Consider the following 25177-nt stretch of genomic DNA (forward strand, 5'->3'; position numbering starts at 1 on the left):
AATATCAACAGTCGAATACTATTCAAGATACTGATGAACAAGTAGCTTCTTCTATTGATATTACTGATTTAGCAGCACAATTCGCATTAGATAAACAACAAATTGAATCTAGCGAATCAAATCGAGATTTTGATCCTGATTTACTTGATATTTTCCTTGAGGAAGCTGATGAGTTATTGGGTGGTATAGATGCTGATTTAAATAGTTGGGCTGCTGATCAACAAAATATAAATGCACTCAAAAATTTAATGCGTCATTTGCACACCTTGAAGGGTGGCTCAAATATGATTCAAGCGCGTCATATTGGTTTGATTGCGCATGAGTTAGAGACCATTTATGAAAAGTTGATTAATCTACAGTTACAACCATCTAGTCAGCTTATTGCTGTTATCCGTGCTGTACAAGATGATATTGCAGATCGAATTCAAACGATTCGTGATCAGAAAGTTGATTATCCATCAACACATGTATTAGCAATATTAAATAACTTCGATCAGTTAGAAAGTACCAGCGTTGCTGTACTTGATATTGTAGATGAAGATCAAACATCAGAAAATGAAATTGAAAGTTTAAGATTTAACGACACTGTTTTTGAAACTGAAATTACTCAATCTAGTCATGCTGTTAATGTTTCTCAAACGGATAATCAGCCTTCTACAATTGATGTGACAGCCTTAGCGGCACAGTTAACTTTAGACAAACAGCAGTTACAGTCTGATCAAGCAAATCGAGATTTTGATCCAGACCTATTAGATATTTTCTTAGAAGAAGCAGATGAATTGTTGGCAGGTATTGATACTGATCTCAACAGTTGGACTTCTGACCATCAAAATATTAATGCTTTGAAAAACTTAATGCGTTATCTACACACCTTAAAAGGTGGCTCAAATATGATTCAAGCACGTCATATTGGTTTGATTGCGCATGAGTTAGAAACAATTTATGAAAAACTGATTAATCAACAAATACAGCCTACAGCTTACTTGGTTGCATTAATTCGTATTGTTCAGGATGATATTGCAGATCGTATTCAAACGATTAGAGATCAGCATGTTGATTATCCATCAACTAATGTCATCAACCTTCTACAACAATCTGATCAGACTGCTACGAGTGATCTTGAGATTGCGAGCTTAGAAGAGCAAACCGAAGATCTAACACAAATTGAACATTCTCAAATTGACAGTAGTGCATTTGAGTTAGCGGCTGATACATCAGAAATCGTACTGAATGATCAGCATGAAGTTGAAGATACTTCGTCTCTTGAAACCATTGCTGAAGTTCAGCAACGTAATGAAGATGATGAAGTTCGTTCTTTGGTTGAAGAGACATTCTTTGAAGAAGCTGAAGAGCTATTAGAACAAGCAAAAACTTTGTTGAAACAATGGATTGATCAGCGCGGTAACCGTAGTTTATTGTTACAACTCCAACGTAATGCCCACAGTTTAAAAGGTGGCGCTCGCATGGCGGAGTTGGATGCGATTGCTATTATTGCTTATCATCTTGAGAATGCATTCGAGCAATTTGGTGTCCATCATTTTAATTCTAATGTGTATGACAATTTGCTCAACACAGCTCTTGCTTGGCTAAATGATGCGATATTTAAGCGTCAATATGCAAACTTTGATGGTTTAAAACAAAGCTTAGAAAATATGGAGTTTGTAGATGTTTCTGCAAAACTTCCACAAAAGCTTTCTGCTAAAGATATCTTTACACCTGAATATACGATGGAATTTGTTCAGGGTGATGGTACTGAACCACCTTCAATGTTGGGTGAGTGGGAAACGACAGAGCGAAATGAACAAAATAATGAGATGATTCGTGTTTCCGCAGATGTCATTGAGAAAATGATTGATCTGTCGGGTGAAAATGCAATTAACCGTTCACGTATTGAAATGGATCTTGGTCAGTTAGGTGGGACATTGACTGAGATGGAACTTGCAATCAAACGTTTGGCTGATCAGTTGCGCCGAATGGAGGGCGAGTTAGAAAGTCAAATTATTGCTCGTCATGGTGGAGAAAACTCCCGCTATGCTGATTTTGATCCATTAGAAATGGACCAATATTCATCATTAAATCAGTTGTCTAAGTCTCTTGCTGAATCGGCATCGGATTTGGTCGATTTTAAAACCACACTTTCTGAGAAAATCCGTGATACGGAAGGTTTGCTATTGCAACAATCACGTATTCAAGCTGAAATTCAAGAAAGTTTGATGCGTACCCGTCTAGTTCCTTTCTCTCGTTTATTGCCACGTTTACAGCGTATTGTGCGCCAAACTGCATCTACCCTAAATCGCCCAACTGAGTTAATTGTCAACAATACCGAGGGTGAATTAGATCGCAGTATTTTGGAGCGCTTGGTTTCACCATTTGAACATATGCTTCGTAATGCGATTGACCATGGTATCGAAGACCGTGAACAACGTTTACAAACCAAGAAGCCAGAAACAGGTCATATTGTTTTAAATATTGGTCGTCAAGGTACGGATGTTGTCGTTACATTCAGTGATGATGGTAAAGGAATTGATGTTAATCGTATCAAGCAAAAGGCGATCCAAACTGGATTGATGACCAAAGATCAGAAGCTTGATCAGGAAGAAATTCTACAATTTATCTTCCATCCTGGTTTTAGTACAGCAGCAGAAGTGACTCAGATTTCTGGTCGTGGTGTCGGTCTAGATGTAGTACAAAGTGATATTAAAGCTTTAGGTGGTCATGTTAGTGTCGATTCGACTCTAGGAAAAGGTACGACCTTTACGATTCGCGTACCAACGACAGTAGCGGTCAGTGATGCCTTAATGGTTAAAGCGGGCGATCAGCAATTTGCATTCCCATTGGCGCAAATTGATCGTATTGTTCGTATTTCGCCAACAGCTCTAGAAGAGTATTTTGAGAGTAAAGAGGATTACTTCAAAATTGATCAAGAACGCTATCGCTTACGTTATTTATCTGAATTTGTGGCTGGACAGCCTATTCCACGCTTACATGGGGTTGTCCATTCATTACCTGTACTATTGGTTAAAGGTGCGCAAGGTCAAACAACAGCATTACTTGTGGATCAATTGATTGGTTCTCGTGGTCAAATTGTTGTAAAACCAATTGGACAACAATTCTCTAGTATTGGGGTCATTGCGGGTGCAACGATTCTGGGTGATGGTCAAGTCTGCTTGATTTTGGATGGTCAAAATATTGCGAGACATGCACAGTCAACTAATCGTAGCAAACAAGCAGATGAAACCTATACTAAGCAACGTTATGACGAACGTCGTTTGATCATGATTGTGGATGACTCAGTCACAGTTCGTAAGGTTACTTCTCGTTTGTTAGAACGCCAAGGTTATGATGTTGTGACAGCGAAAGATGGTGTCGATGCGATTGAGCAGTTAGAAACCATTAAGCCAGACTTGATGTTGCTTGATATTGAAATGCCTCGTATGGATGGTTTTGAGGTTACAAACCTTGTACGCCATCATGAATTGCATCGTGATTTGCCGATCATTATGATTACTTCTCGTACCGGTGAGAAACATCGTGAACGAGCACTATCACTAGGTGTGAATCAATATATGGGTAAACCTTTCCAAGAAGAAGCTCTCTTGGAAAATGTTGAAAGCTTACTCGCAGTGCGCTAAGAGGTGAAAAAGAATGGCTAAGAAAGGCGCAAACCCAACATTGGGTCAAATTAATCAGCAAGAGTTACAGCACTTAATTACGGTATCTACTGGATTTATCGATGCCTATATTATTCAGTGTCATCAGAAAGTTCCGATGTTATTACCACAAAATATTGTGTTATCTGCAATGGATACTGAAACCAACGTTGATCATATTGAATGGCATGATTTAAAACTTCCAGTTTTTGCTGTGAATGATCCTAATCATAAAGAAGGTGTGGCTTTAGTGATTGAAGGAGATGATGTCTCTGAACGTTTTGCATTGGTTTGCAATGAAATGCCTGAATCAATTCGTGTACGTATCTCTGAAATTGTTGATGATGAAATAGATGTTGACGATAATAAGGTATTTAAATATGTAAAAATGGGGGAGCAGCAGTTTTATGTTCCTCACTTGCAAAATATTCAAACCCAACTTGGGTTGTAAATAAAAAAAGGAGCTTTCAAAAGCTCCTTTTTATTTTAAATCAAATCATTATGCTAAAAGTTGTTCGAGGATTTGCTCATATATTTCAGCCAATGGCTCTAAATCAGCAACATTGACATGCTCATTGATTTGATGAATGGTTGCATTTAACACACCGAGTTCAAGCACTTGAGCACCTGTAGGAGCAATAAATCGACCATCCGATGTACCACCACTTGTCGATAATTCAGTATCAACTCCAGTGACATTTTTAATAGCATTGCGTGCTGCATTTACAAGCTCACCAACAGGGGTGAGGAATGGTAAACCAGATAAGGTCCAATTAATCGTATAGGTTAAACCGTGTTTATCCAAAATTTCTAAAACGCGCTGTTTAAGAATTTCAGCCGTCACTTCAGTCGAATAACGGAAGTTAAAGGTCACATCTAATGTGCCTGGGACAACATTTGTTGCTCCTGTTCCAGCATGGATATTTGAGATTTGAAATGAAGTAGCCGGAAAATACTCATTACCATTGTCCCAAACCGTTTCACATAACTCAGTGATCGCTTTAGAGGCTAAATGAATAGGATTTTGAGCTAAGTGAGGATAGGCAACATGACCCTGTTTACCTTGTACAGTTAAGACACCATTCAGAGAACCACGACGACCATTTTTTACAATATCACCAAGTGTAGTAGTACTTGATGGTTCACCCACCAAACACCATTTCATTTTTTCGTTACGCGCTTCTAAAGTTTCAACAACTTTCACTGTTCCGTTGATTGATGGACCTTCTTCGTCAGAGGTTATCAGAAACGCAATAGAGCCTTTATGGTTTGGGTGTTTAGTTACAAAGCGTTCAGAAGCAACAACCATAGCGGCTAAAGCTGTTTTCATATCCGCAGCGCCACGACCGTATAACTTTTCATCACGAATACTGGGAATAAACGGATCGGAATTCCAAGCATCCAGTTGACCGGTTGGAACAACATCGGTATGCCCAGCAAAACAGAACACAGGACTTTCTGTACCACGACGAGCCCACAAATTGTCGACATCATCAAAACGCATATTTTCGATATTGAAGCCAATTTTTGCTAAGCGCTGAGCCATGATATTTTGACAATCATGATCTACAGGTGTAACTGAGGGTTGGCGAAGAAGTTGTAAGCTAAGTTCTAAAGTATCGGAATGGTTCATGCGAAATGTGGCTAAATCTGGTGAGTTATAAGCCGATATGATAGGGGAATCTTAAGAAGAAAGGTATGTCAAAATAAACCTTATCTAAGAATAGATAAGGTTTAATGCAGCTTGTTCGGCTAAATTACATTTTATCTTGAGTTTTTTCAGCAGTTTGACTCACTTTATCACCAGCTTTAGAAACATCTTGCCCAAAGCCTTTAAACGTATTACAACCAGTTAGAACAAAAGCAGTCATGATTGAAGCAACTAAGATTTTTTTCATCATCTTCTCCGTTTAAATGTAATTATGATGTTCATCAAGGCTAAAAAAAAACGCGTAAAATGAACATGATGGTTTGTTGGTAGATGTGTTATAAAATGTTACTTTATAAAAAATGATTTGATTAAGTACCACTTAATAAAATAGCTGGATTGCGAAACATATAAAATTGCGGCTCAGTTTCTTCTGAGTAATAAAGACCATTTGTCCACCATTTTGCTGCTTCAGAAGAGGGTGCATCGTTTTGACATAACCATTCTTGCCGCTGTAAACGATAAAATGATGTACTTGGGATTTTTGTTCCCCAGTAACCCAAACGACGTTCTGTATTTATCCAATCAGGCAATGCTGGATTATTTTGCTCAAATGGGATAAATAATTGACCTTTTACCACAGCTATTTTTCTTTGAATTGTATGTTCTAAAGCTTGTGAAAACTGAAATTGACGATCGGTAAAATGTTGTAATTTCCTTTGTAATGTATCTTCCCGATTGAGACCAAACCATTGATCTAAACTGAGTTGATCTTCTCCAAGATAAAATTTTAACGCAACTTCCCAATGTTCAATCTCATTTGATATTGTATTGAGTACCACAAAATCAAGCTCACCCAAGGTGGTAGCACCATTAATTTTCTGGATGCTATGTCCTAAAAGTTGATAAGGGTGATAAGCGTTATCTAATAACCAAAACCACAATAAATTTTCAAAACGTAGTCCTAGACGGGTGCTTTTCAACCGAGAGAGGAAATCAATTAAAACATGCGGCGCTTGATCAAGTTCATGTAAACGTATTTCGTATGAATCATAGTAAGTTCGCCATTCATGATTATGATGTAATTCAAAGTCATTTTTTATGTTTAGTTCTGTTGGGATGTTGATCAAAATATTTGGACTGGCGATACAAAATGCAAGTTGCCGAACAATTGGCGTCTTAAATTGAGTCCATGGTTCAAAATATTTTTTTTGAGAAATCGCTTTAATCATTAGTTAACCCAATTGTGGAAATAAGCGTGCTAAGTTTAAGAAAGCAGCGAAAAAACAATTTATACTAGCACGCTTGGATTAGCTTATTGGTTATGGCTCAATGAAAACTTTGTTCTGGCGAAGTCTAGTGGTAATTTTTATTACGCTCGGCATTATTGGTGCAATATTGCCAGGTATGCCAACAACGGTTTTCTTGATTTTAGCTGCTTGGGCTGCATCTAAAGGATGGCCAGAAATGGATGCTTGGTTATTGAATCATCCTAAGTATGGTTTTACCTTACGGAATTGGCGAGAAAATGGAACAGTGCCACGTAAAGCGAAATGGATCGCCAGTATTATGATGCTGCTTAGCGGTATTATAATGTTATTTACCAATGCGCCATTTTTAGTAAAAGTATTTACAGATTTAACAATGTTAATCGTAGCAATTTGGTTGTGGATGCGACCAGAGTCGAAAGTTGAGCTAGAACCCAATCAAAAGTAGGTTGCTCAGCTAAACATCTTATGGTCTATCATCAGACTAATGAGAAATATTAGTTAAGCAATCAAACAGTTTTGATTGATTTATAAGATGTTCATATTTAATTGAGTATTTGCTTATTGGTTTTAAAACTTGTTGTAAATTAAAACTACTGAAAAATACAAGAAAATGATTGCTGACTATGTTGAAATAATCATGTTTTATTCATCTTGAGATCACAATGTCCTATATGCTTGATCAGGCAGATATTCTTATTGACCTAGCACAACAAACGTTGCATTTGCCTAAACACAATAAATTTTATGTGATTTCATCGGGTAAAAATGGCATAGGGGAGCAAGAAAACAGTGGCAAGACGCCTAGAGGTTGGCATCAAGTTGCACAAAAAATAGGTTTAGATGCTCAAGAAAATTCGGTATTCATTGCTAGACAAGCAACAGGTGAAATATACGATCAACAACTTGCACAGCAATTTCCCGAACGGGATTGGATTTTATCTCGAATCTTATGGTTAGATGGATTAGAGGTTGGATTTAACAAAGGGGAAGGTTGCGATACTTTTCGACGGTATATCTATATACATGGAACCCCAGATACCGAACCGATGGGAATACCAATGTCGCATGGGTGTATTCGTATGAGAAATAAAGATGTGATTGAACTTTTTCAACTAATTTCAGAACAAGCTTTGGTTTATATTTCAGAGCAAGCATTGGAAAATAAGCCGTTAAATTTTCAATAAGTGCCTAAATAAAATACGGAAACCTTTATTTTTTAACGGAATCACCTATTTTTTAATCATTCACACTGTTTTTTCTAAAAAGAATCGGAAAAGCGTTTGACAGGCTGTAAAGATTCTCTATAATGCACCTCACAAACGATGAAGACGTTAAGGGCGCTTAGCTCAGTTGGTAGAGCGTCTGCCTTACAAGCAGAATGTCGGCGGTTCGATCCCGTCAGCGCCCACCAAGCCTTTACGTTAAAACTCAAGTGCAGCGGTAGTTCAGTTGGTTAGAATATCGGCCTGTCACGCCGAGGGTCGCGGGTTCGAGTCCCGTCCGCTGCGCCACTTAAGTTTTAATATCGTTTTAACCATAATTGCAAAATTATAGTGCAGCGGTAGTTCAGTTGGTTAGAATATCGGCCTGTCACGCCGAGGGTCGCGGGTTCGAGCCCCGTCCGCTGCGCCACTTTAAATTTGCATGCTTGGTTAGAGTTGAATAGATTGGATTTTTTCTTTTTTATTCAAACAAACTTTAAAGCAAAACTTTAAGTTTGTTACCTCGCTCAGGGCGCTTAGCTCAGTTGGTAGAGCGTCTGCCTTACAAGCAGAATGTCGGCGGTTCGATCCCGTCAGCGCCCACCATATTTGTGACATTTACTTCGTTAGAAGTAATCCAGTGCAGCGGTAGTTCAGTTGGTTAGAATATCGGCCTGTCACGCCGAGGGTCGCGGGTTCGAGCCCCGTCCGCTGCGCCATTCTCTTGATTCCCTGTTCAAGAGGGTGATAATGTAAGACACTACGCACTCCGTTTGTCTTGCGTCATAAAAATTGATATTGAATCAATTTTTATTCCTCAGGGCGCTTAGCTCAGTTGGTAGAGCGTCTGCCTTACAAGCAGAATGTCGGCGGTTCGATCCCGTCAGCGCCCACCATATTCTCTCTATTAAAATCAAATCATTGTACTTTAACGTAAAATATTTTAATATTGGCATCAATAATGATTCTAATATTGAAGTAATTTTATGAAAAACCCTTATCAACGCAAGGCTGCGTCGAAATCAAAAACAACAACATCCAGTTCATTACCGAAAGATGCTTATCGTCAGTTTATCCAAAATATTATTATTCAACGTCAAGTTATTGCTTTATATCATGATGGTTGGGCTTTGTGTTCAACGCCATCTGGTCAACACGCTTTATCAATTTGGCAACATAAAGGACTAGCAAAATTATTGATCAAAGATAATTGGGCTAAATATGAGATCCAAGAAGTATCTTTGTCAGCACTGATTGAAAAGCTGATTCCATTTATAAAAGAAAATAATACGATGTTATCACTGGATTTAACACCAGAAGGAAATAACCTTTTGGTGTCACCAGATACATTGTTATTGGATATTAAAAACTTTCTATATCAAATTTATTTGCAGCGTCCAGACGTGTTTGCAGAATTAAAATTACCTATGCCACGTGATATTCGACTGCATAAATAAGTTTGAATTGCGATAGAGGTTATTCGCTCATCAATATTCATTCAGTAACCAACCACTCACATAGGCAAAATATTCTCTTAGCCATGCATTGTAGCGTGTTGATAGCGGAGTGGTTGAGCCAAGCATGGTAAAGTTGCTATAACCTTGTTTTTTGGCAATTGCAGCAGCACGAGGGGTATGAAAATCACTGGTGACAATAATAATCGGCTGTTGAATAGTGATGCTATGTGCTTTTAGTAAAGGTTGGCTATTAATAAGATTCAATTCTGTGCTGGTGCTTTTATCTTCTAACAGAATTTGTGATGCGGGAATGTGATAGCTTTTCTGTAGATAGCGAGACATAACCAATGCTTCACTATCGACTTCACCAAAATCGACGCCACCCGATACAATTAATTTTGCATTAGGTTGAGATCGTGCTACTGGCGCTGCGCGGTCTAATCGCTTTGCTAGCGTAACAGACGGTTCCCCATTTTCTACACCACTGCCTAAAACGATGATGGCTTCAGCAGTTGGAACTTTTTGATTGATTGGATTACTTTTTGAAAGGTGATTAAAAAAATAGCCTAAGCTAATTAACCAAACCCAAAAACATAGCCACCCAAAACGCCAAACTGAATGTAAGCGGAAATGGTAAAAGAAGAATCGTTCAATATGATAGTAATAGAGCGAATAAACACAAAGAAATAATCCCAATACGAGAGGGATAACAGTTCCAATATGAATCTTTTTAAAGGCGATTAAGATCGCACCATCGAAAAATAAAACTAAGCCAATAAGGGCTATAAAAATGCGTATCCATGAGCTTAATTGCATAATTTTAAGAGTAGTCGATTTGAGTCGTGCTAAGTGTATGCAAAATTTGTAGAAAGGCAAATTTGAGTGCATTTAAATAAAAAAGACGAGTGAAAATCACTCGTCTTTCTGCGCATTAAAATTACTTAATATACATCGCGACGATAGCGTCCTGATTGGCGGAGTTCATCTACTTTCTCTTCGCTAAGTATGTCATTTAAAGCTTGGTCTACACCTGAAGCCATACCTTCAATACTACCGCATACATAGATCACTGCACCTTGATCTATCCAGTGTTTGAGTTCCTCAGCATTTTCTCGAAGAATATCTTGAACATAAATACGTTGTTCTTGATCTCTAGAAAATGCAAGATCGAGACGTTGCAGTGTTCCCATATTTTTCCAAGCGTTAATTGTTTCTTGATAAAAGAAATCATGCTCACGTTGACGTTCACCGAATATGAGCCAATTTGCTGTGTAATTTTGTCGATTACGCTGCTGTAATAAGCTCATCAGACCAGCAATACCTGTACCATTACCAACACAAATAATTGGGCGATTGTCATCTATTAAATGGAAAGATTCATTGGTACGAATACGTAATGAAATTTCCTGTTTCAGTTGGGCAAACTCAGTTAACCAGCCAGAACCAAGACCAAGTTGATTATTTGCATCACGCTTTTGACGCACCACTAATCTTAATCTTTGTTGTGCAGGAATACTGGCAATCGAATACTCTCGTGTAGCTAAGGTTGGTAGTTGTGCTAATAGCTCTTCAAGTGTTTTGAAGCTTTGAATATCCGTGCGTAGGTTTTTATCCCACAAGACTTGTTCAATTTCAAGATTGAGCGACTCAACTACTGCATGTGCTGGAATTTGATATTTAACCAAAAATTCCTGAATTTCAATCAAGCTATTTGCAGGTTGTATTTCGGCAATATCTCCCGCACGCCAAGTCATATCATGTGGTGCTGTTAATTCAATGTTAAAAGCAGGATCACCAACGCTATTTGGATTGAGTACATAGCGTTCGCTTAACATCCATTGATCAAAGACTTTTTCAATATTTATGGCATGGAGTTCATGCTTGGTGATGACTGATAGTGCTTGATTCCAACGCTGAATATCATTGATATTGGCGTTGTCGACTTCAATCAGATCAAACAAAGCTTGCGCTTTAGATTGCTTAAGCCATGCATTAATTGCATGGCCGAAACTGCAATAACTATTTGGATATTCTTTTGAACCTAGAGCTAAAACAGCATACTGCATTTGACTTAAATCAAATGTTTGTCGCATCACTTTTTTAGTAAAACTTGACGCAAGATCTGGCGCATCACCTGTTCCATAGGTACTTACCACAAACAAGACTTGCTCGGCTTGCTGAAGATCTTGTGGCGTAAGCTGTTGAATAGGCTTAACCGTTGTTGGTTGCTTAGCTTCTTGTAGGCTTGTTGCTGTTCGCCAAGCAAGTTGCTCGGCTATACCCGTTTGAGATGCATAAGTAATCAACCAAGGTTTAGCATTGGGATCAATTTGTTGTGTGGTTGCGGATTGACGAGCTGCTAAAGTTTGTTTTTTCTGCTTACGTCGTTTGAGATAAAGCATCCAACCCGTTACAAAAAATAATGGCATGGCAAGGGAAGCAAGCAATGCAATAAATTGATAGGTTGAACCAAAAAAACTGCCACGATGAACAGGCAACATGCTGCTCATAATTTTTTCATTGAGTTTTTTGTCTTCATAAAGCTCTAATTTTTCAAATTTTTTCTTTTCATAATTATAAACAGCTTGATTGCGAGCGCGTTCATGTTGCGGTGTTGGATCAACAAAAGACACTTCAACTTTTGCATCATCTTTTTTAGGAATATTTAGTGTTAGACTAGAATATTGATGACCAATTTGGGCGTTTACACCAGTCCATGTTTGGGTAAGGATGGTATTGACTTGCTGAGGAGATAAAGCGGGCTCTTTCTTTTTATTATGTTCGTTATTTTGTTGATTGCGTTGAGGTTGTTCCACCCCCATCACTTTAAACATGCCAGCACGCCACCAGTCATAAGACCAATATAAACCAGTACACGCAAATAAAAGATAAAAAACGATGACCCACGTTCCCACAACAGCGTGTAAGTCCCAAATAAAATTACGACCTTTTAGTTTGGGTTTAATAAATAACCACTGCTTAACAGTATGCTTTTTAGGAAAACGCAGGTAAATACCGCTAAGTACAAAGAAAATTAACATCAAGGTCGATGCACCAGTAATTTGTGCACCAAATTCGCCGACGGTTAAATTGCGATGTAATCGTTGAACAAACTGAAAAAATTCGCGTCCTTTGACTTCAGGCAACACTTCAGCAGTATATGGATTCACCATCATATTATAACCACGCCGAGCGCCTTCTTTTTTGATATTAACTGTCGAAGATGCGGTAGGGCTGGCTTCAATCGTCACGCTATTGATAACAATTTCTGGTTGCTGTTGATTGAAATGTTGATAAAGCTGAGCAGGAGTTAATTTATGCGTTGTTGCAGCTTGTACAACATAACTGTCCTGATTGATCCATTTGAGAATTTGCTGATCATAAGAATAAATTGCCCCTGTTACTCCCATCAAAGAGAGAATCAAACCTGCAGTGATTCCTAAGAACCAGTGAATTTGGAAAAAAACTTTTTTTAGCATGGTCAAATCATGAAAAGATAATGAAATTCATGTAAAAAATTATAACTCAAGATTAAGAATATAATATGGATTTTCTAGGTAATATTGATTTTGATTCTCATTTATTTTTAAGGATATAAAAAAACCTTTCATTGTGAAAGGTTTTTAGATTTTAAAAATTAAACTTGCTTAGCAGGACCAACGATTTCAGTTAAATGCTTGCGAACAGTATTAAATGGAAAGTTTCTAGAGTCCATGCGCTTTGGCAAAATATAAGCGCCTTGTTGCTCATCACCTTTTGGTGTTTTCACTTTGAAGTTAACCAAAATAAAGTCAGGGGAGTTGTACCACTCGTAAATGTCTTTCCAACCGACAGTCATAATGCCATCTTGCATGCCTACTTTTTGACGCATTACGATCCCATGTTGCTGTACACCTAAGCGCAAGCCCTTGGTTTCTTGAACAGGGAACTCATTCATTTTACGTTTTACATACCACTCAAGCCCAAATCTTTTGATCAAGTAGAACAGAGCGACACCGATGATTACCACCCAACAGATAATGGTTGAGTAAGTTGAATAATATTTGATAAGTCCTGCTGCAACTAAAGAGAGCACAACCAGTGCAATCATAATCATCCATGCTTTGCGGCTGAATTTGTTGGTACTACGCCAAATCATCAGTTGAGCTTGACGTTGTTCAACTTCAGAGACTTCATAGGGAACAGGTTGTAGCGTGTAAGCGTATAGTGTTTTGGCGGTCATAATAATGTAAAAATGAGTTTTAGAACTGGGTTAAGTTTAACACCTATTGGCATGCAAAGATATTATGCCAATGGTGAATGATGAAGGTCGATTGCGATTTCACAATGCTGATCTACTGATAACATCTATACAGTACAAAGCACTCTAACATTTCAAAAATATTATAAAGAGGCAAACTCTGTGCCATCTTCATTTGGCTCATGACTTAAACTTTGTTTTAACATACTTAAGCGTGTTAACACACTGAGCATAAGTGACAATTGCTGTAAAATGATAAGTGATTTCTCATCGTTGTCTTCATCACGACTCAAATGTTCACGTATGGTTTGCATCATATTTTGTGCTGATAAATCAGGTACTTCATCTCTTAAAAGTGCACCTTGAATATCATCTAAAGCTTGATCGAGTAAAGCCAATATTTCTTGGTCTTGAATTTGTGCACGATGAGCACCTAAAGCCGCGATATAGCTTAAAAAAGTATGACTCAGACATAAAAACTCGAAAGCTAAAGTTTTCTGATTAATATCAATATTCGGTTCAGTCGCAATGGTTGAAATGAGGGAAGCGACTTCAGCATCTGTGTTATGTGCTGCTCGTCTCACCACACGATAGTTTAAATCATGATTTCGACCATGATGATATTGTTCAACAACTTCTGCTAAGTATTTACACTGCGCTTGTAAAGAGCGTTGAATTGAGCGAGGTAACCTGCGAAATTTCCAATCTGGCCAAATAAAACTGACCCCAAACCAAGCTAAAGCGCAGCCAATCACTGTGTCAATGAAGCGGGGCAAGCCCGCTGCAAAAGCAGATCCATCCAAGTTAAAATTGATTAGTGCCAAAATGGTAATGAACGCAGTTGCTTGTGCATATTGTTTACTGCGAAGCTCTAAGAATAAGACGCCACTCAATACCAACATGACTAATTGCCCTTCTATTGAAGGTATAAAATAAATAATGGCGAGTCCAACAATAATCCCGACCAATGTTCCGATAATTCGTAAATATAAACGTCGCTTGGTCGCATTAAAGTTCGGTTGGCAAACAAAGAGTGCAGTTAATAAAATCCAATAACCATAGGCAATATTGGTCAGTTGAATAAATAAGTAGCCTATAAATAGCACAATCGATAATCGTACAGCGTGGCGAAATAACACCGACTCAGGGGTCAAGTGTTGTTTAACACGTACGATAATGTCATTCCACCCTTTTAGATCATCATCCTTAAGTTGTTTTTCAGCGTTTTGTGCATTTATTTGTTGAAGATTGCGTTCTGTTTCTAAGTTTTGCAACTGCGCATCAATTGATTTTAAGTTCTGATAAAGTGCAAATAAGGCATTGATGCGTACTTGATCATAAAATCCATCTTTTCTTAATTTTTCTAGGGAAAGTCTTAAATTTTCAAAGCTATGTTTAAAGCGTTTATTATGTTCATAACGAGTGCGAGTTAAAATAGATTGCGATAAGTCCTGACACGCTTTACCTTGAATCGATAAAATCCGTTGAAAGCGAAAAAGAATATCGCTGTGCTGAAACACTTTTGCTAGTTTCTGATAATCAATATGCGCTGAGTCTGCACGTTCATGAATGTCTTGAGCGACAAAATAATACTGCAAACTTCTTCGTGTGTCTTTTTGTCCGCGGTCACCTTTGAGACGCGTTAAAAGCGACATCCGCATCTCATTAAAGATCGCAACTAACTTACCGTTTTCAAGTGCGATATCAATCATGCTTTGCTGGTAGCTTGATGGTGTCATATCAACATCAAATAAATTTGATTTTGCAAACAAAAAGCTACCCAATGCTGAATAAGATGCTGAGAGCTGATCTTGGACTTTTCGAACAGGGAAAAGTAAAAAACTAATGGTGGATAATAAACCGTACCAAGCTGCCCCAACAACTAAAAGCGCAGGTTGTAAATACCATTGTTCAAATAGATGTACACCAAGCATGGTATAAACTGAAATGACTAAGCAACCATAGGCAATCGTCGCATAACGACGACCTAAAGAACCTAGTAAAATCCAGCCGATACATGAGGCAATTAAGCCGATTGCAAAAGCAATCGGGTAAGGGAATAAAAGATGAACCGATGCCGCAGTGATGAAGAATCCGATATAGGTATAGATCAAATTCATAATGCGTACGGAAAAGCGATCATCAATATCACTAATCGCCGCAGCAACAACGCCTAAGGTCAGTGGAATGGTAGCAAGCTGATAATTCAAAAAGTAAGGAACAAAAGCTGTCCCTGTAAAAGCAATTAACATCCGCACGTTATACATAAACGTGGTGTTATACGTGATCTGTTTTAAACGTCCGAACCAAGGATTCAAAATGTGTCCTTTTTAGTTTTATCCAATCATTTTTAAGCGCGCTGATCGCACTGATCATGCGTAAGCGGATTCTCATTATTATGCACAAAATAAAGCAGAGATGTTAAGCTTACACCACTAATAAACTTGAAAAGTGCAGTATTATGAAGGTGCAGCAATCTAATTCACGTCAATATTCAACAGCTTGGATTATGTTACTTGCACTTTTAACTGCTTTAGGTCCTTTATCCATAGATATGTATTTACCCGCTTTGCCGCAAATGGCAGATGAGTTCGGGGTAAGTACACAAATGATTTCGAATACACTTCCTGCATATTTTCTCGGACTGGCAATTGGTCAACTTATTTATGGTCCCGTGAGTGATCGAATTGGTCGAAAACCGCCGTTATATTTTGGCTTAACACTCTATGTGATTGCGAGTTTGGCATGTGTGTTTACAACAAATGAATGGGCGTTGATTGTTGCACGTATTTTTCAGGCATTGGGTGGATGTGTTGGTGTTGTGATTGCACGGGCCGCAATACGAGATCGTTTAGATATGCAAGGCTCTGCACAAGCATTTTCAAGCATGATGATTGTGATGGGACTTGCGCCGATTTTGGCTCCGATGTTTGGCGCATGGATTTTAAACTTTTTTGTATGGCAAGCCATTTTCGTGAGTTTGGCGGTGGTTGGTGTCATTTGCTGGCTATGTGTTCATTTTTTCTTTAAAGAATCACTGCCTGTAGAGCGCCGTTTAAAGTTATCGACTTATCAAGTAACAACCCTATATGCAGCAATTTTAAAAGATGAAAGCTTTAGAGTGCCTATGTTTGCTGGTTGCTTAACTGGTGCTGCACTGTTCTGTTATATCAGTTCTGCATCGGCTGTATTTATGGGGCAATATGGACTTTCTCAACAACAATTTTCGTATGCCTTTGCCTTAAATGCAGCGGGTATTATGTTGATGTCATCTTTAAATAAACATTTAAACACGCGAATGGACATTTTCCCAAGATTGCGTTTGGGCGGTTCAATTCAATGTTTTGGTGCTGTGATTGTGGTGTGTGCAGGGGCAATGGCTGATGCACCACTATGGTTTCTTATGTCTGGTTTATTTCTTGTAGTTTCGGGAATTGGTTTGACCGGTCCTAATGCAATGGCATTGGCGATGTCTAAACAAGGTGCAAGGGCAGGTACAGCCAGCGCCATTATGGGCAGTATGCAATTCGCTTGCGGATTACTCGGTGGTGTAATTTTGAATTTCTTGATTTGGAAAGCATCATTCAATATGGGTTTAATGATGCTAATGTTTACCAGTGCAGGGCTATATGCAATTTTGAAAGTTGGTCGCCAGCTAAACAACAGTATCTCTGCTTAGAGATACTGTCCACCTCTTGAGTCCTTATTACTCTACAAAAACAGTAAAATTTTCTATGGGTTCACGTGGCGTAATAAAGGTGTTCACAATATGATCTGGATCGGCATAACCAAGTGCAATCGTACAGACTAAATCCTCATCATCAGGTGCACCCAATACATCTAAAACGATTGGATGAAAATGATTCCAAGCTGCTTGAGGGCAAGTATCTAATCCTCGAGCTTTAGCCGCGATCATCACATTTTGAAGCATCATGGAAATATCCATTTTTGCTCCAATTCCCATGATTTTATTTACAGTAAAGTAAAGTGCTACAGGTGCATCGAATAACTGAAAGTTACGCAGTTGTTGCGCTGCCATTTTCTCTTTTTCGCCCTTTTGAATTTGCAATAATCCATAAAGTCCCCAGCCATTTTCACGACGGCGGTCTATAAAGGGCGAGATCCAAGTCTCAGGATAATAAGCAAAAGTTTCTTTATATTGCTCAGAAAGCTCAGGTTTTTGATAAAGTTCCAATTGTGCGGTGCATACGCGATCGATCATTTCTGTGCGTTTTTTTCCTGTGACAACATAGACTTTCCATGGTTGAGTATTTGTGCCAGAAGGTGCACGACAGGCGACTGACAAAATATCTTTAATGGTTTGGGTGTCTACAGGAGTATTTAAAAATGCACGCACAGAATGACGAGAGGTAATCGCATCATCAACATAACGGACTTGATCCATATTCATAAAACTTCCTAATCGTTTCCAATTTTTCTCATGTGATGAGACTATAAAGGAAGAAATTGCTTTTGCAGATGATTTTTTAGTCGTAGAGCTGGAATTTAATATTTTTTATATATTCTTTTGAATTATTACCAAATTAAACTGATTCATTCTTTTATGGTAATTATGGGAAAAAGAAATCTAATAGTAACGCAATGAAAATAAACTATTATTTAGCCAAAGTGTTAAACCCTAAAACCTCATTCAAATAAAAAATACACACAATCTGCTAAATTTATGCATAATACGCCCTTTTTAAAAATTGATTAGACTTTCCTTGCTGAAGCAGCGAGGGGGAATTTTCTATTCATAAGCGTATTAAATTTACCCAATTTTATGCTTTTGGAAAATGTTGAAATATACACCAAACCAAGGAGCTTCTCATGAGTTTAACTCTCATCCGTAAGCCATTCATTGTTAAAGGATTAGCATTAAGCATTGCAATCTTCATGATGAATAGTGCTCAGGCTGCTACTGAACAAGAACAAATTCAGCAACTTCGTGACGAAGTAAAAGAATTAAGAGCTTTACTTGAACAATACGTTCCGCAATCAAAACAAAAAAATCAAGTTTTACCAACAGTGGATACCCAAGCAACCATTGTGGCGAATACATCAAATACTCAACCAGTTCAAAAAGAGAGTCCTCAAAAATCATCTTTGGGTTTTCACTCCGCATCTGGTGCTCAAGTTCAATTGTATGGTTTTTTACGTGGTGATGCTTCTTACCAAGCTAAAGGTGGGAATGGCATCTTTAACCGTATCAATAGCGTTGATCTCGAAGCTAACGAAAAAAACAGCGATCGCTTTTATAGCACAGCGACAGTCACTCGTTTAGGCCTAGATTTCAAAGCACCTGTTGAGGGTGCAAGTGTCGGTGGTAAATTAGAAGTTGATTTCCGTGGCGGCGCGAGCAACGATACGATCCGCATTCGTCATGCTTATATGACGTTTAATGATTGGTTATTTGGTCAAACAACATCGACATTCTTGGCAACAGATGTGCAGCCAGAAATGCTTGATTTTAATTCACCACTTGGCATTGGGACTTACCGAACACCAATGGTGCGTTACAGCGGGAAAATCAATTCTGATACCAGTTATGCGGTCGCTTTAGAAAAGGGCAATGATGACAATCGTGCTCCTGCGCTTACCTCAAAACTCAAATATGACTTCGCTGATGGCAATGCTACAACCTCAGTTCGGGCTTTGTTGACAGAAGCGCGTAGCAAAGTTGCATTTGATAGCAACAATCAGCAAATCAGTGCGAATGATGCAGATTTGGGATGGGGCGTAGCGATTGGCGCAAAATATAAATTCACAGATAGTTTACAAGCGATGATTGATTATTCGCATGTGAAAGGTGATAGTAAATTTTTACTGTATACCAACAATGCTTTTAATGTGAATCAAAATAATTTTGGTTTAAATTTGAATGAGTTTGATGCCGTGACATTAGGCACAACTTACCAAATTACCCCGAAAATGCGTAGTACCTTAGCTTATGGCGCAATGTTTGCAAAGGATAATAATGATTTTGCTAAACAAGCTTTTGCAGATGCAACGCAAAATAAAACCTTACAACAAGGTTGGTGGAACATTATGTATTCACCAGTAACACCCATTACGTTTGGTTTAGAGTATATCTATGGTGAACGTAAAACCTTTAATGGTCAAAAAGGTAAGGATAACCGTGTAGGGGCTATGGCTCGCTACAACTTCTAACCTATCCTGTAGGCGTAATTATCCATGGAAACCAACCACTTTAAATGGATTTGAGTTCTTACAAAGAACTGTATGATTTTTATAAAGTCGGTTGTGTTTCTACTCAATTTGAGAGTTACTATTTTATTAGTTAAGTGGTGATCATGATTCATCGAAAACACTAATAAAATAAACGGAAGAAGATATGGAATTTACTTTTAATGGTTTTTACACCCTAATTTCAGCGGTCATCGTTTTATTATTAGGGCGTATGCTTGTCAATAAAATTGACTTCTTAAGACGTTATAACATCCCAGAGCCAGTTGCAGGCGGTTTAGTTGCCGCTGTGTTGTCACTATTTGTTCACTCATTCTTTGGCTATAGTATTGTTTTTAGTAGTGAATTGCAGACAAGTTTTATGCTGATCTTTTTCGCTTCGATTGGTTTAAGTGCCAATTTTATGAAGCTAAAAGAGGGTGGTATTGGGCTGGTCATTTTCTTAATTTGTGTCGCCTCATTCATTATTGTACAAGATGCAGTTGGTATGAGTCTTGCCACGTTATTGGGTATAGATCCATTAATTGGTTTGATTGCTGGTTCTGTTACTTTAACGGGTGGTCATGGTACTGCGGGTGCATGGGGAGAAATTTTTGAAACTCAACATGGTATTCAAGGTGCTTTAGCTTTAGGTATGGCAAGTGCAACCTTTGGTTTGATTATCGGTGGGATTATCGGTGGTCCACTGGCTAAATTGCTGATCAATCGTTATAGCTTGGCACAGGCAAAAACATCTTCTGAAATCCAAAATCGTGATACGCATTTAGATAAACATCCAGATGAGCTTGCGCCGTTTGAAAATCCACACCAAGTCCGTTTAATTACCGCAGACAATGCAATTACTACTTTAGGTATGTTTGCTGCTTGTTTGGCATTTGCTGAATTTATGACAGGTTATAGCAAGGGTACTTGGTTTGAATTGCCTACGTTTGTATGGGCACTCGGTGGTGGTGTTATTCTAAGAAATATTTTAGAAAGCGTTTTAAAAGTTGATATCTTTGATCGTGCAATTGACGTATTTGGTAATGCATCATTGTCACTTTACTTGGCTATGGCTTTACTTTCTCTAAAACTATGGCAGCTGGCTGATTTAGCTGGCCCGCTTGTTGTTATTTTAGGTGCTCAAACCATTACCATGGCATTGTATGCTGCGTTTGTAACGTTCCGTGTGATGGGTAAAAACTACGATGCTGCGGTATTAGCTGCAGGTCATTGTGGTTTTGGTATGGGGGCAACGCCAACCGCAGTTGCAAACATGCAAGCCATTACTAATATGTATGGACCTTCGCATAAAGCATTCTTAATCGTTCCGCTTTGTGGTGCATTCTTCGTCGATTTAATCAATGCAACCGTCATTCAAGTGATTTTGAAATTCTTTGTCTAAATCGGATCAAAAGCCCCCACAAGGGGCTTTTTTGATTCATACCTTGTTATCGTATATGTCCTTAAATAGGTCATCAATTTGTTAAAAGCGAATAAGTGATGAATGAACAATTAAGTGCCACGCTGATGTCGTGGGTGCAATTTTTAAATGATCCGCTTTGGAATTTCTTAGTCATTTTATTGGTTGCAGTTGGGGTGTTTTACACCATTGCAACAGGTGCTGTTCAACTCCGTCTATTTATCCAAAGTATTCGGGTGATGAAAGGTAGTCGTAAAGAATCTCAAGATGATCATGGGATTACACCATTTCAGGCATTTGTTACAGGACTTGCAAGTCGAGTCGGTGTGGGTAATGTCGCGGGTGTAGCGATTGCAATTGCGATTGGTGGACCTGGTGCCGTTTTCTGGATGTGGGTCACAGCATTTTTAGGGATGAGTTCGGCTTTTGTTGAATCATCACTTGCACAGCTTTTTAAAGTGAGAGATCACCAAAATAAACAATTCCGTGGTGGTCCTGCTTACTACATTACACAAGGTTTAAAGCAAAAGTGGTTGGGGATTTTCTTTGCTTTGTCACTTATTTTGGCTTATGGCTTTGTATTTAATGCAGTCCAAGCAAATGCGATTATTGGTGCAACCTCACATGCTTGGGGATGGGATAAAGCCAATCTAATTCTTGGTCTCGGTGGTTTGGATTTAGAAGTTTCTTGGGTCGGTATTGTATTAGTTATCATGACTGGCTTGATTATTTTTGGCGGTATTAAACGTATTGCTAAAGTTGCTGAACGTATCGTGCCTTTTATGGCATTGCTTTATATTATGGTTGCTTTATACATTGCGATCATTAATTTCCCAATGTTACCAGAGATTTTTAAACTCATTTTTAGCAAAGCATTTGAGTTTGAAGCAGCCGCAGGTGGTTTCTTCGGTGCAATGATTTCAATGGCTATGATGATGGGGATTAAGCGCGGCTTGTTCTCAAACGAAGCAGGTATGGGTTCTGCGCCGAATGCCGCTGCTGCATCCGATGTTAAACATCCAGTAAATCAAGGTTTGGTACAAATGTTGGGTGTTTTTGTGGACACTTTTGTCGTGTGTTCATGTACAGCGATCATTATTATGGTTTCAGGTTTGTACCATGAAGCAGGATTTGAGGGCGTAACCTTAACGCAAAAAGCTTTAGAAAGTCAGATTGGTAGTTGGGGTGGTGGCTTCCTTGCTATTATTTTATTCCTATTCGCTTTTACCTCGATTATTGGTAACTACGCTTACGCAGAAAGTAACGTTCAGTTTATTAATAACAATCCTAAAATCATGTTTGGTTTCCGTGTATTGGTTTTGGCAATGGTTTATTTTGGTGCGATTACCAGCGTGCCATTAGTTTGGTCAATGGCAGATTTGTCGATGGGTTTAATGGCAACGATTAACTTAATTGCGATATTGCTATTAACACCAATTGCTCTCATTTTATTGAAAGACTATACCGCTCAGCTTAAAAAAGGCATTAAAGAACCTGAGTTCAAAATTGATAATCATCCAACTTTAAAGAAAAAAGTTGATTCTGATATTTGGTCATAAGCTCAAGCCCCTTTCGAGGGGCTTTTTATTTTTGCATCATTAAAACAAAAAAACTGATACAGCATTACTGCTCAACTCAAGCTAATATTCACATCAGAAAATTGGGTGAATTTGGCAAAACTGAATGATGAAACAGCTTAAATTATTTACGCTTAGTCTATCGATTATGGTGTTGGCAGGATGTCAAACGACATCACATCTGAAACCTGCTATTGAAGATGCTCAAGTACAGCAAGCCCTAAATAAGCCTTTTAGCTTGATCAAACAGAAACAAAAAAGACCGGTGGTCGCTTTAGTTTTAGGCAGTGGTGGCGCGCGTGGTTATGCACATATCGGTGTGATTGAAGTGTTAGAGCAACAAGGCATTCGCCCCGATTTTATTGTCGGAACCAGTGCGGGAAGTATTGTCGGTTCGATTTATGCCAGTGGAAAAAGTGCAGCAGAATTAAGAGACATTGCACTTAAACTAAAAGCCAATGACGTACGTGACGTCAGTGTAAGTCTGAAAGGCTTTTTTGATGGTAAAAAAGTTGAAGACTATATCAATCAGCAAGTCCATAACACGCCATTACAAAAACTTAAAATCCCAATGTACGTGGTTGCAACTGAGTTAAAAGCAGGTTCTAAAACTGTTTTTAATTATGGTAATACTGGGCAAGCAGTACGTGCATCTACATCGATACCAAGTATGTTTGTACCTACCAAGATTCGTGATGTTGAATATGTTGATGGTGGTTTGGTTAGCCCTGTACCTGTCGATGTTGCACGTGATTTAGGCGCAGATATTGTGATTGCTGTAGATATTTTGGCTCAACCGATTCATACCGAAACCACGAATGTATGGGGCTTGTTCAATCAGAATATCAATATCATGCAAGGGCGATTGGCTGAAGAAGAATTGAAAGATGCAGATGTCGTAATCCAGCCTGATCTACGTGAGAAAGCACATATCTTTGATGTAAAAGGACGTGAGATGACCATGCAAGCGGGGATTGATGCAGCACAAGCCAAACTTTCAGATATTGAATTGGCAATCGAAACCAAAAAAAATGCTAAGCAGCGCGATCAACAAAATTTGGCTTTGAAAACGAGCACACCCAATCCTTAATCGTACTTAAAGTGAAAGGTGGTGCAGTCAAATCATCCAATTTGTTTGGCTGAAAATTTTATTTATTCAAACAAATTGTAAAAGCTGTACAAAATGCTATGAAAAAAATGAGAAAACAGGTAAATAACTACAAATCATTAAACTTTTTTATCAGACACATTTAAGTTTGAAGTTATAGGATGACGCTCTAACGTCAATAGCAACACTACAAGGATTGTTAAACGCGATGTTTAAATCTTTTTTTCCTAACCCACGTTTGTTTTTTATTTCAGTCATCGTGTGGTTAGCACTCAATATGCTGCTTTGGTATACCGGTGGACATGGCTGGGGTGAATATTTGGGTTTTCCTAAAGGATATGCTGAAACTGAATTACCTATAGGAGTGAGCCGTTTCTGGTCGCCAGCATTTATTTGGTTTTATATTTGGTTTTTTGTTGCTACAGCTTTATTTGCAGGTTTTTGGCAGTTTTTGTCAGATAACAAATGGCAGAGATGGTCAATCTGGGGTTCAGCCTTTATTTTATTTAATATTTGGTTTGGCGTTCAGGTCAGCGTTGCAATTAATGCGTGGTATCAACCATTTTATAACCTAATACAACAAATGTTGGACAACAAGGGAGGGGATATTCAGGATCTGTATAATGGCACATTAACGTTCCTCTATATCGCGATGGTAGCAGTGACTTTTGCTGTAATTAATGCATTTTTTACCAGTCACTATGTATTCCGTTGGCGTACAGCAATGAATGAATACTACACTGCGAATTGGGATAAACTGCGTCACGTTGAAGGTGCATCACAGCGTATACAAGAAGACACCATGCGTTTTGCTACCATTATGGAAGACCTTGGGGTTGAATTAATCAAGTCCATTATGATTTTAGTCGCATTCTTGCCATTGCTGTTCAAACTATCGGAAAAAGTCCCAGTCTTACCGATTGTGGGTGAAATTGAACATTCGTTAGTTTGGGCGGCAATTGTTTGGGCTATAGCTGGTACAGTGATTTTGATGGTCGTTGGACAAAAATTACCAGGTCTACAATTTAATAATCAAAAGGTAGAAGCCGCTTATCGTAAAGAGTTAGTCTATGGTGAAGACCATGCAGATCGTGCTGATCCTGTCACCTTAAAAGAGCTATTTAGCAAAGTCCGATTTAATTATTTTAGACTTTACTTTCATTATGCTTATTTTAATTTAGTCGCTATTTGGTATAAGCAGCTCGATATTTTGTATAGCCTCGTCGTATTATTCCCTGCAATTGCCGCAGGTAAAATGACATTAGGTTTAATTACTCAGATAGGAAATGTCTTTGATAAAGTCCGTGAATCATTCCAATATCTGATCAGTTCTTGGAAAACTATTATTGAGCTGTTATCTATTCATAAGCGTTTGAAAGCCTTTGAATCGATTCTTGATAAAGACTAAATCCTGC

General features: G+C 38.4%; 18 protein-coding genes, 6 tRNA genes and 1 pseudogene. 17 read left to right on the plus strand and 8 right to left on the minus strand.

The window, feature by feature from the left end; all coding sequences use genetic code 11:
* Nucleotides 1-56: 56 nt before the first annotated feature.
* Both F933_RS12445 and F933_RS12450 read left to right on the plus strand, forming a co-directional pair.
* Nucleotides 57-3632: pseudogene (locus tag F933_RS12445) on the plus strand (hybrid sensor histidine kinase/response regulator); the annotation flags it as partial.
* Between the two features lie 13 nt (nt 3633-3645).
* Nucleotides 3646-4101: a hypothetical protein gene (locus F933_RS12450; protein ID WP_005061623.1), complete on the plus strand. Its 456-nt coding sequence runs from the start codon at nt 3646-3648 to the stop codon at nt 4099-4101.
* A gap of 48 nt (nt 4102-4149) precedes the next feature.
* Here F933_RS12450 and dapE read toward each other — a convergent pair whose 3' ends face one another.
* The 3 genes from dapE to F933_RS12465 form a co-directional block, all read right to left on the minus strand.
* Nucleotides 4150-5283 (minus strand): succinyl-diaminopimelate desuccinylase, encoded by a 1134-nt coding sequence (gene dapE / locus F933_RS12455; RefSeq protein ID WP_005061626.1) that lies wholly within the window; start codon nt 5281-5283, stop codon nt 4150-4152.
* 124 nt (nt 5284-5407) lie between these two features.
* Complete coding sequence (locus tag F933_RS12460; protein ID WP_165569309.1) at nt 5408-5551, minus strand: entericidin A/B family lipoprotein; 144 nt, start codon at nt 5549-5551, stop codon at nt 5408-5410.
* A 118-nt stretch (nt 5552-5669) separates the two neighbouring features.
* On the minus strand, nt 5670-6530 hold the full coding sequence (locus F933_RS12465) for a DUF1853 family protein (RefSeq protein WP_005061630.1): 861 nt from the start codon (nt 6528-6530) through the stop codon (nt 5670-5672).
* Nucleotides 6531-6630: 100 nt separating this feature from the next.
* On the opposite strand from F933_RS12465, the gene F933_RS12470 reads away from it, so the two are divergent.
* The 9 genes from F933_RS12470 to F933_RS12510 all read left to right on the plus strand — a co-directional run bounded on the left by F933_RS12470 (nt 6631) and on the right by F933_RS12510 (nt 9228).
* Nucleotides 6631-7014, plus strand: coding sequence for a YbaN family protein (locus F933_RS12470; RefSeq protein ID WP_005061632.1), 384 nt, complete (start codon nt 6631-6633; stop codon nt 7012-7014).
* Between the two features lie 217 nt (nt 7015-7231).
* Nucleotides 7232-7753 carry a cell wall-recycling L,D-carboxypeptidase ElsL gene (gene elsL, locus F933_RS12475; RefSeq protein ID WP_005061634.1) on the plus strand — a complete coding sequence of 174 codons (522 nt, stop codon included), beginning with the start codon at nt 7232-7234 and terminating at the stop codon, nt 7751-7753.
* 151 nt (nt 7754-7904) lie between these two features.
* Nucleotides 7905-7980, plus strand: a tRNA-Val gene (locus tag F933_RS12480).
* A 23-nt stretch (nt 7981-8003) separates the two neighbouring features.
* Nucleotides 8004-8080: transfer RNA gene (locus tag F933_RS12485), tRNA-Asp, on the plus strand.
* Between the two features lie 44 nt (nt 8081-8124).
* Nucleotides 8125-8201, plus strand: a tRNA-Asp gene (locus F933_RS12490).
* 100 nt (nt 8202-8301) lie between these two features.
* A tRNA-Val gene (locus F933_RS12495) sits at nt 8302-8377 on the plus strand.
* A gap of 36 nt (nt 8378-8413) precedes the next feature.
* Nucleotides 8414-8490, plus strand: a tRNA-Asp gene (locus tag F933_RS12500).
* 101 nt (nt 8491-8591) lie between these two features.
* Nucleotides 8592-8667 (plus strand) — tRNA-Val (locus tag F933_RS12505).
* A 90-nt stretch (nt 8668-8757) separates the two neighbouring features.
* Nucleotides 8758-9228, plus strand: coding sequence for a DUF2750 domain-containing protein (locus tag F933_RS12510; protein ID WP_005061636.1), 471 nt, complete (start codon nt 8758-8760; stop codon nt 9226-9228).
* A 30-nt stretch (nt 9229-9258) separates the two neighbouring features.
* Here F933_RS12510 and F933_RS12515 read toward each other — a convergent pair whose 3' ends face one another.
* The 4 genes from F933_RS12515 to yccS form a co-directional block, all read right to left on the minus strand.
* Nucleotides 9259-10044, minus strand: a complete 786-nt coding sequence (locus F933_RS12515) for a YdcF family protein (protein WP_005061639.1) — start codon at nt 10042-10044, stop codon at nt 9259-9261.
* Between the two features lie 125 nt (nt 10045-10169).
* On the minus strand, nt 10170-12707 hold the full coding sequence (locus F933_RS12520) for a PepSY domain-containing protein (RefSeq protein ID WP_005061641.1): 2538 nt from the start codon (nt 12705-12707) through the stop codon (nt 10170-10172).
* Between the two features lie 158 nt (nt 12708-12865).
* Nucleotides 12866-13450, minus strand: coding sequence for a YcxB family protein (locus F933_RS12525; protein ID WP_005061643.1), 585 nt, complete (start codon nt 13448-13450; stop codon nt 12866-12868).
* A gap of 161 nt (nt 13451-13611) precedes the next feature.
* The gene (gene yccS / locus F933_RS12530) at nt 13612-15786 is read right to left on the minus strand and encodes a YccS family putative transporter (RefSeq protein WP_005061645.1); all 2175 of its coding nucleotides are present in this window, start codon (nt 15784-15786) and stop codon (nt 13612-13614) included.
* 143 nt (nt 15787-15929) lie between these two features.
* Here yccS and F933_RS12535 point away from each other — a divergent pair, with 143 nt between their 5' ends.
* Complete coding sequence (locus F933_RS12535; protein ID WP_005061646.1) at nt 15930-17147, plus strand: multidrug effflux MFS transporter; 1218 nt, start codon at nt 15930-15932, stop codon at nt 17145-17147.
* A gap of 27 nt (nt 17148-17174) precedes the next feature.
* Here the strand turns inward: F933_RS12535 and F933_RS12540 are convergent, their stop codons facing one another.
* Complete coding sequence (locus tag F933_RS12540; protein ID WP_005061647.1) at nt 17175-17879, minus strand: nitroreductase; 705 nt, start codon at nt 17877-17879, stop codon at nt 17175-17177.
* Nucleotides 17880-18298: 419 nt separating this feature from the next.
* Here F933_RS12540 and F933_RS12545 point away from each other — a divergent pair, with 419 nt between their 5' ends.
* From F933_RS12545 to sbmA, 5 genes are all read left to right on the plus strand, one after another.
* Nucleotides 18299-19639 carry a DcaP family trimeric outer membrane transporter gene (locus F933_RS12545; protein WP_005061649.1) on the plus strand — a complete coding sequence of 447 codons (1341 nt, stop codon included), beginning with the start codon at nt 18299-18301 and terminating at the stop codon, nt 19637-19639.
* A gap of 184 nt (nt 19640-19823) precedes the next feature.
* A complete protein-coding gene (gene gltS, locus F933_RS12550; RefSeq protein ID WP_005061651.1) occupies nt 19824-21059 on the plus strand; it encodes a sodium/glutamate symporter in 1236 nt (411 codons plus the stop codon).
* Between the two features lie 98 nt (nt 21060-21157).
* A complete protein-coding gene (locus tag F933_RS12555; protein WP_005061652.1) occupies nt 21158-22636 on the plus strand; it encodes an alanine/glycine:cation symporter family protein in 1479 nt (492 codons plus the stop codon).
* Between the two features lie 127 nt (nt 22637-22763).
* A complete protein-coding gene (locus tag F933_RS12560) occupies nt 22764-23744 on the plus strand; it encodes a patatin-like phospholipase family protein (protein WP_005055828.1) in 981 nt (326 codons plus the stop codon).
* 226 nt (nt 23745-23970) lie between these two features.
* Complete coding sequence (gene sbmA / locus F933_RS12565) at nt 23971-25170, plus strand: peptide antibiotic transporter SbmA (RefSeq protein WP_005061657.1); 1200 nt, start codon at nt 23971-23973, stop codon at nt 25168-25170.
* Nucleotides 25171-25177: the final 7 nt, after the last annotated feature.

It is taken from the genome of Acinetobacter beijerinckii CIP 110307 (assembly GCF_000369005.1).
GTDB classification, from domain to species: domain Bacteria; phylum Pseudomonadota; class Gammaproteobacteria; order Pseudomonadales; family Moraxellaceae; genus Acinetobacter; species Acinetobacter beijerinckii.

Bases quoted from the DNA above. Each gene is read 5' to 3' on its own strand.
- F933_RS12525 (WP_005061643.1), bottom strand. From the start codon at position 13,450: ATGACCGCCAAAACACTATACGCTTACACGCTACAACCTGTTCCCTAT.
- F933_RS12510 (WP_005061636.1), top strand. From the start codon at position 8,758: ATGAAAAACCCTTATCAACGCAAGGCTGCGTCGAAATCAAAAACAACA.
- F933_RS12470 (WP_005061632.1), top strand. From the start codon at position 6,631: ATGAAAACTTTGTTCTGGCGAAGTCTAGTGGTAATTTTTATTACGCTC.
- gltS (WP_005061651.1), top strand. From the start codon at position 19,824: ATGGAATTTACTTTTAATGGTTTTTACACCCTAATTTCAGCGGTCATC.
- elsL (WP_005061634.1), top strand. From the start codon at position 7,232: ATGTCCTATATGCTTGATCAGGCAGATATTCTTATTGACCTAGCACAA.
- F933_RS12555 (WP_005061652.1), top strand. From the start codon at position 21,158: ATGAATGAACAATTAAGTGCCACGCTGATGTCGTGGGTGCAATTTTTA.
- F933_RS12460 (WP_165569309.1), bottom strand. From the start codon at position 5,551: ATGATGAAAAAAATCTTAGTTGCTTCAATCATGACTGCTTTTGTTCTA.
- F933_RS12465 (WP_005061630.1), bottom strand. From the start codon at position 6,530: ATGATTAAAGCGATTTCTCAAAAAAAATATTTTGAACCATGGACTCAA.
- F933_RS12515 (WP_005061639.1), bottom strand. From the start codon at position 10,044: ATGCAATTAAGCTCATGGATACGCATTTTTATAGCCCTTATTGGCTTA.
- dapE (WP_005061626.1), bottom strand. From the start codon at position 5,283: ATGAACCATTCCGATACTTTAGAACTTAGCTTACAACTTCTTCGCCAA.
- sbmA (WP_005061657.1), top strand. From the start codon at position 23,971: ATGTTTAAATCTTTTTTTCCTAACCCACGTTTGTTTTTTATTTCAGTC.
- F933_RS12545 (WP_005061649.1), top strand. From the start codon at position 18,299: ATGAGTTTAACTCTCATCCGTAAGCCATTCATTGTTAAAGGATTAGCA.
- F933_RS12560 (WP_005055828.1), top strand. From the start codon at position 22,764: ATGAAACAGCTTAAATTATTTACGCTTAGTCTATCGATTATGGTGTTG.
- F933_RS12520 (WP_005061641.1), bottom strand. From the start codon at position 12,707: ATGCTAAAAAAAGTTTTTTTCCAAATTCACTGGTTCTTAGGAATCACT.
- F933_RS12450 (WP_005061623.1), top strand. From the start codon at position 3,646: ATGGCTAAGAAAGGCGCAAACCCAACATTGGGTCAAATTAATCAGCAA.
- F933_RS12540 (WP_005061647.1), bottom strand. From the start codon at position 17,879: ATGAATATGGATCAAGTCCGTTATGTTGATGATGCGATTACCTCTCGT.
- F933_RS12535 (WP_005061646.1), top strand. From the start codon at position 15,930: ATGAAGGTGCAGCAATCTAATTCACGTCAATATTCAACAGCTTGGATT.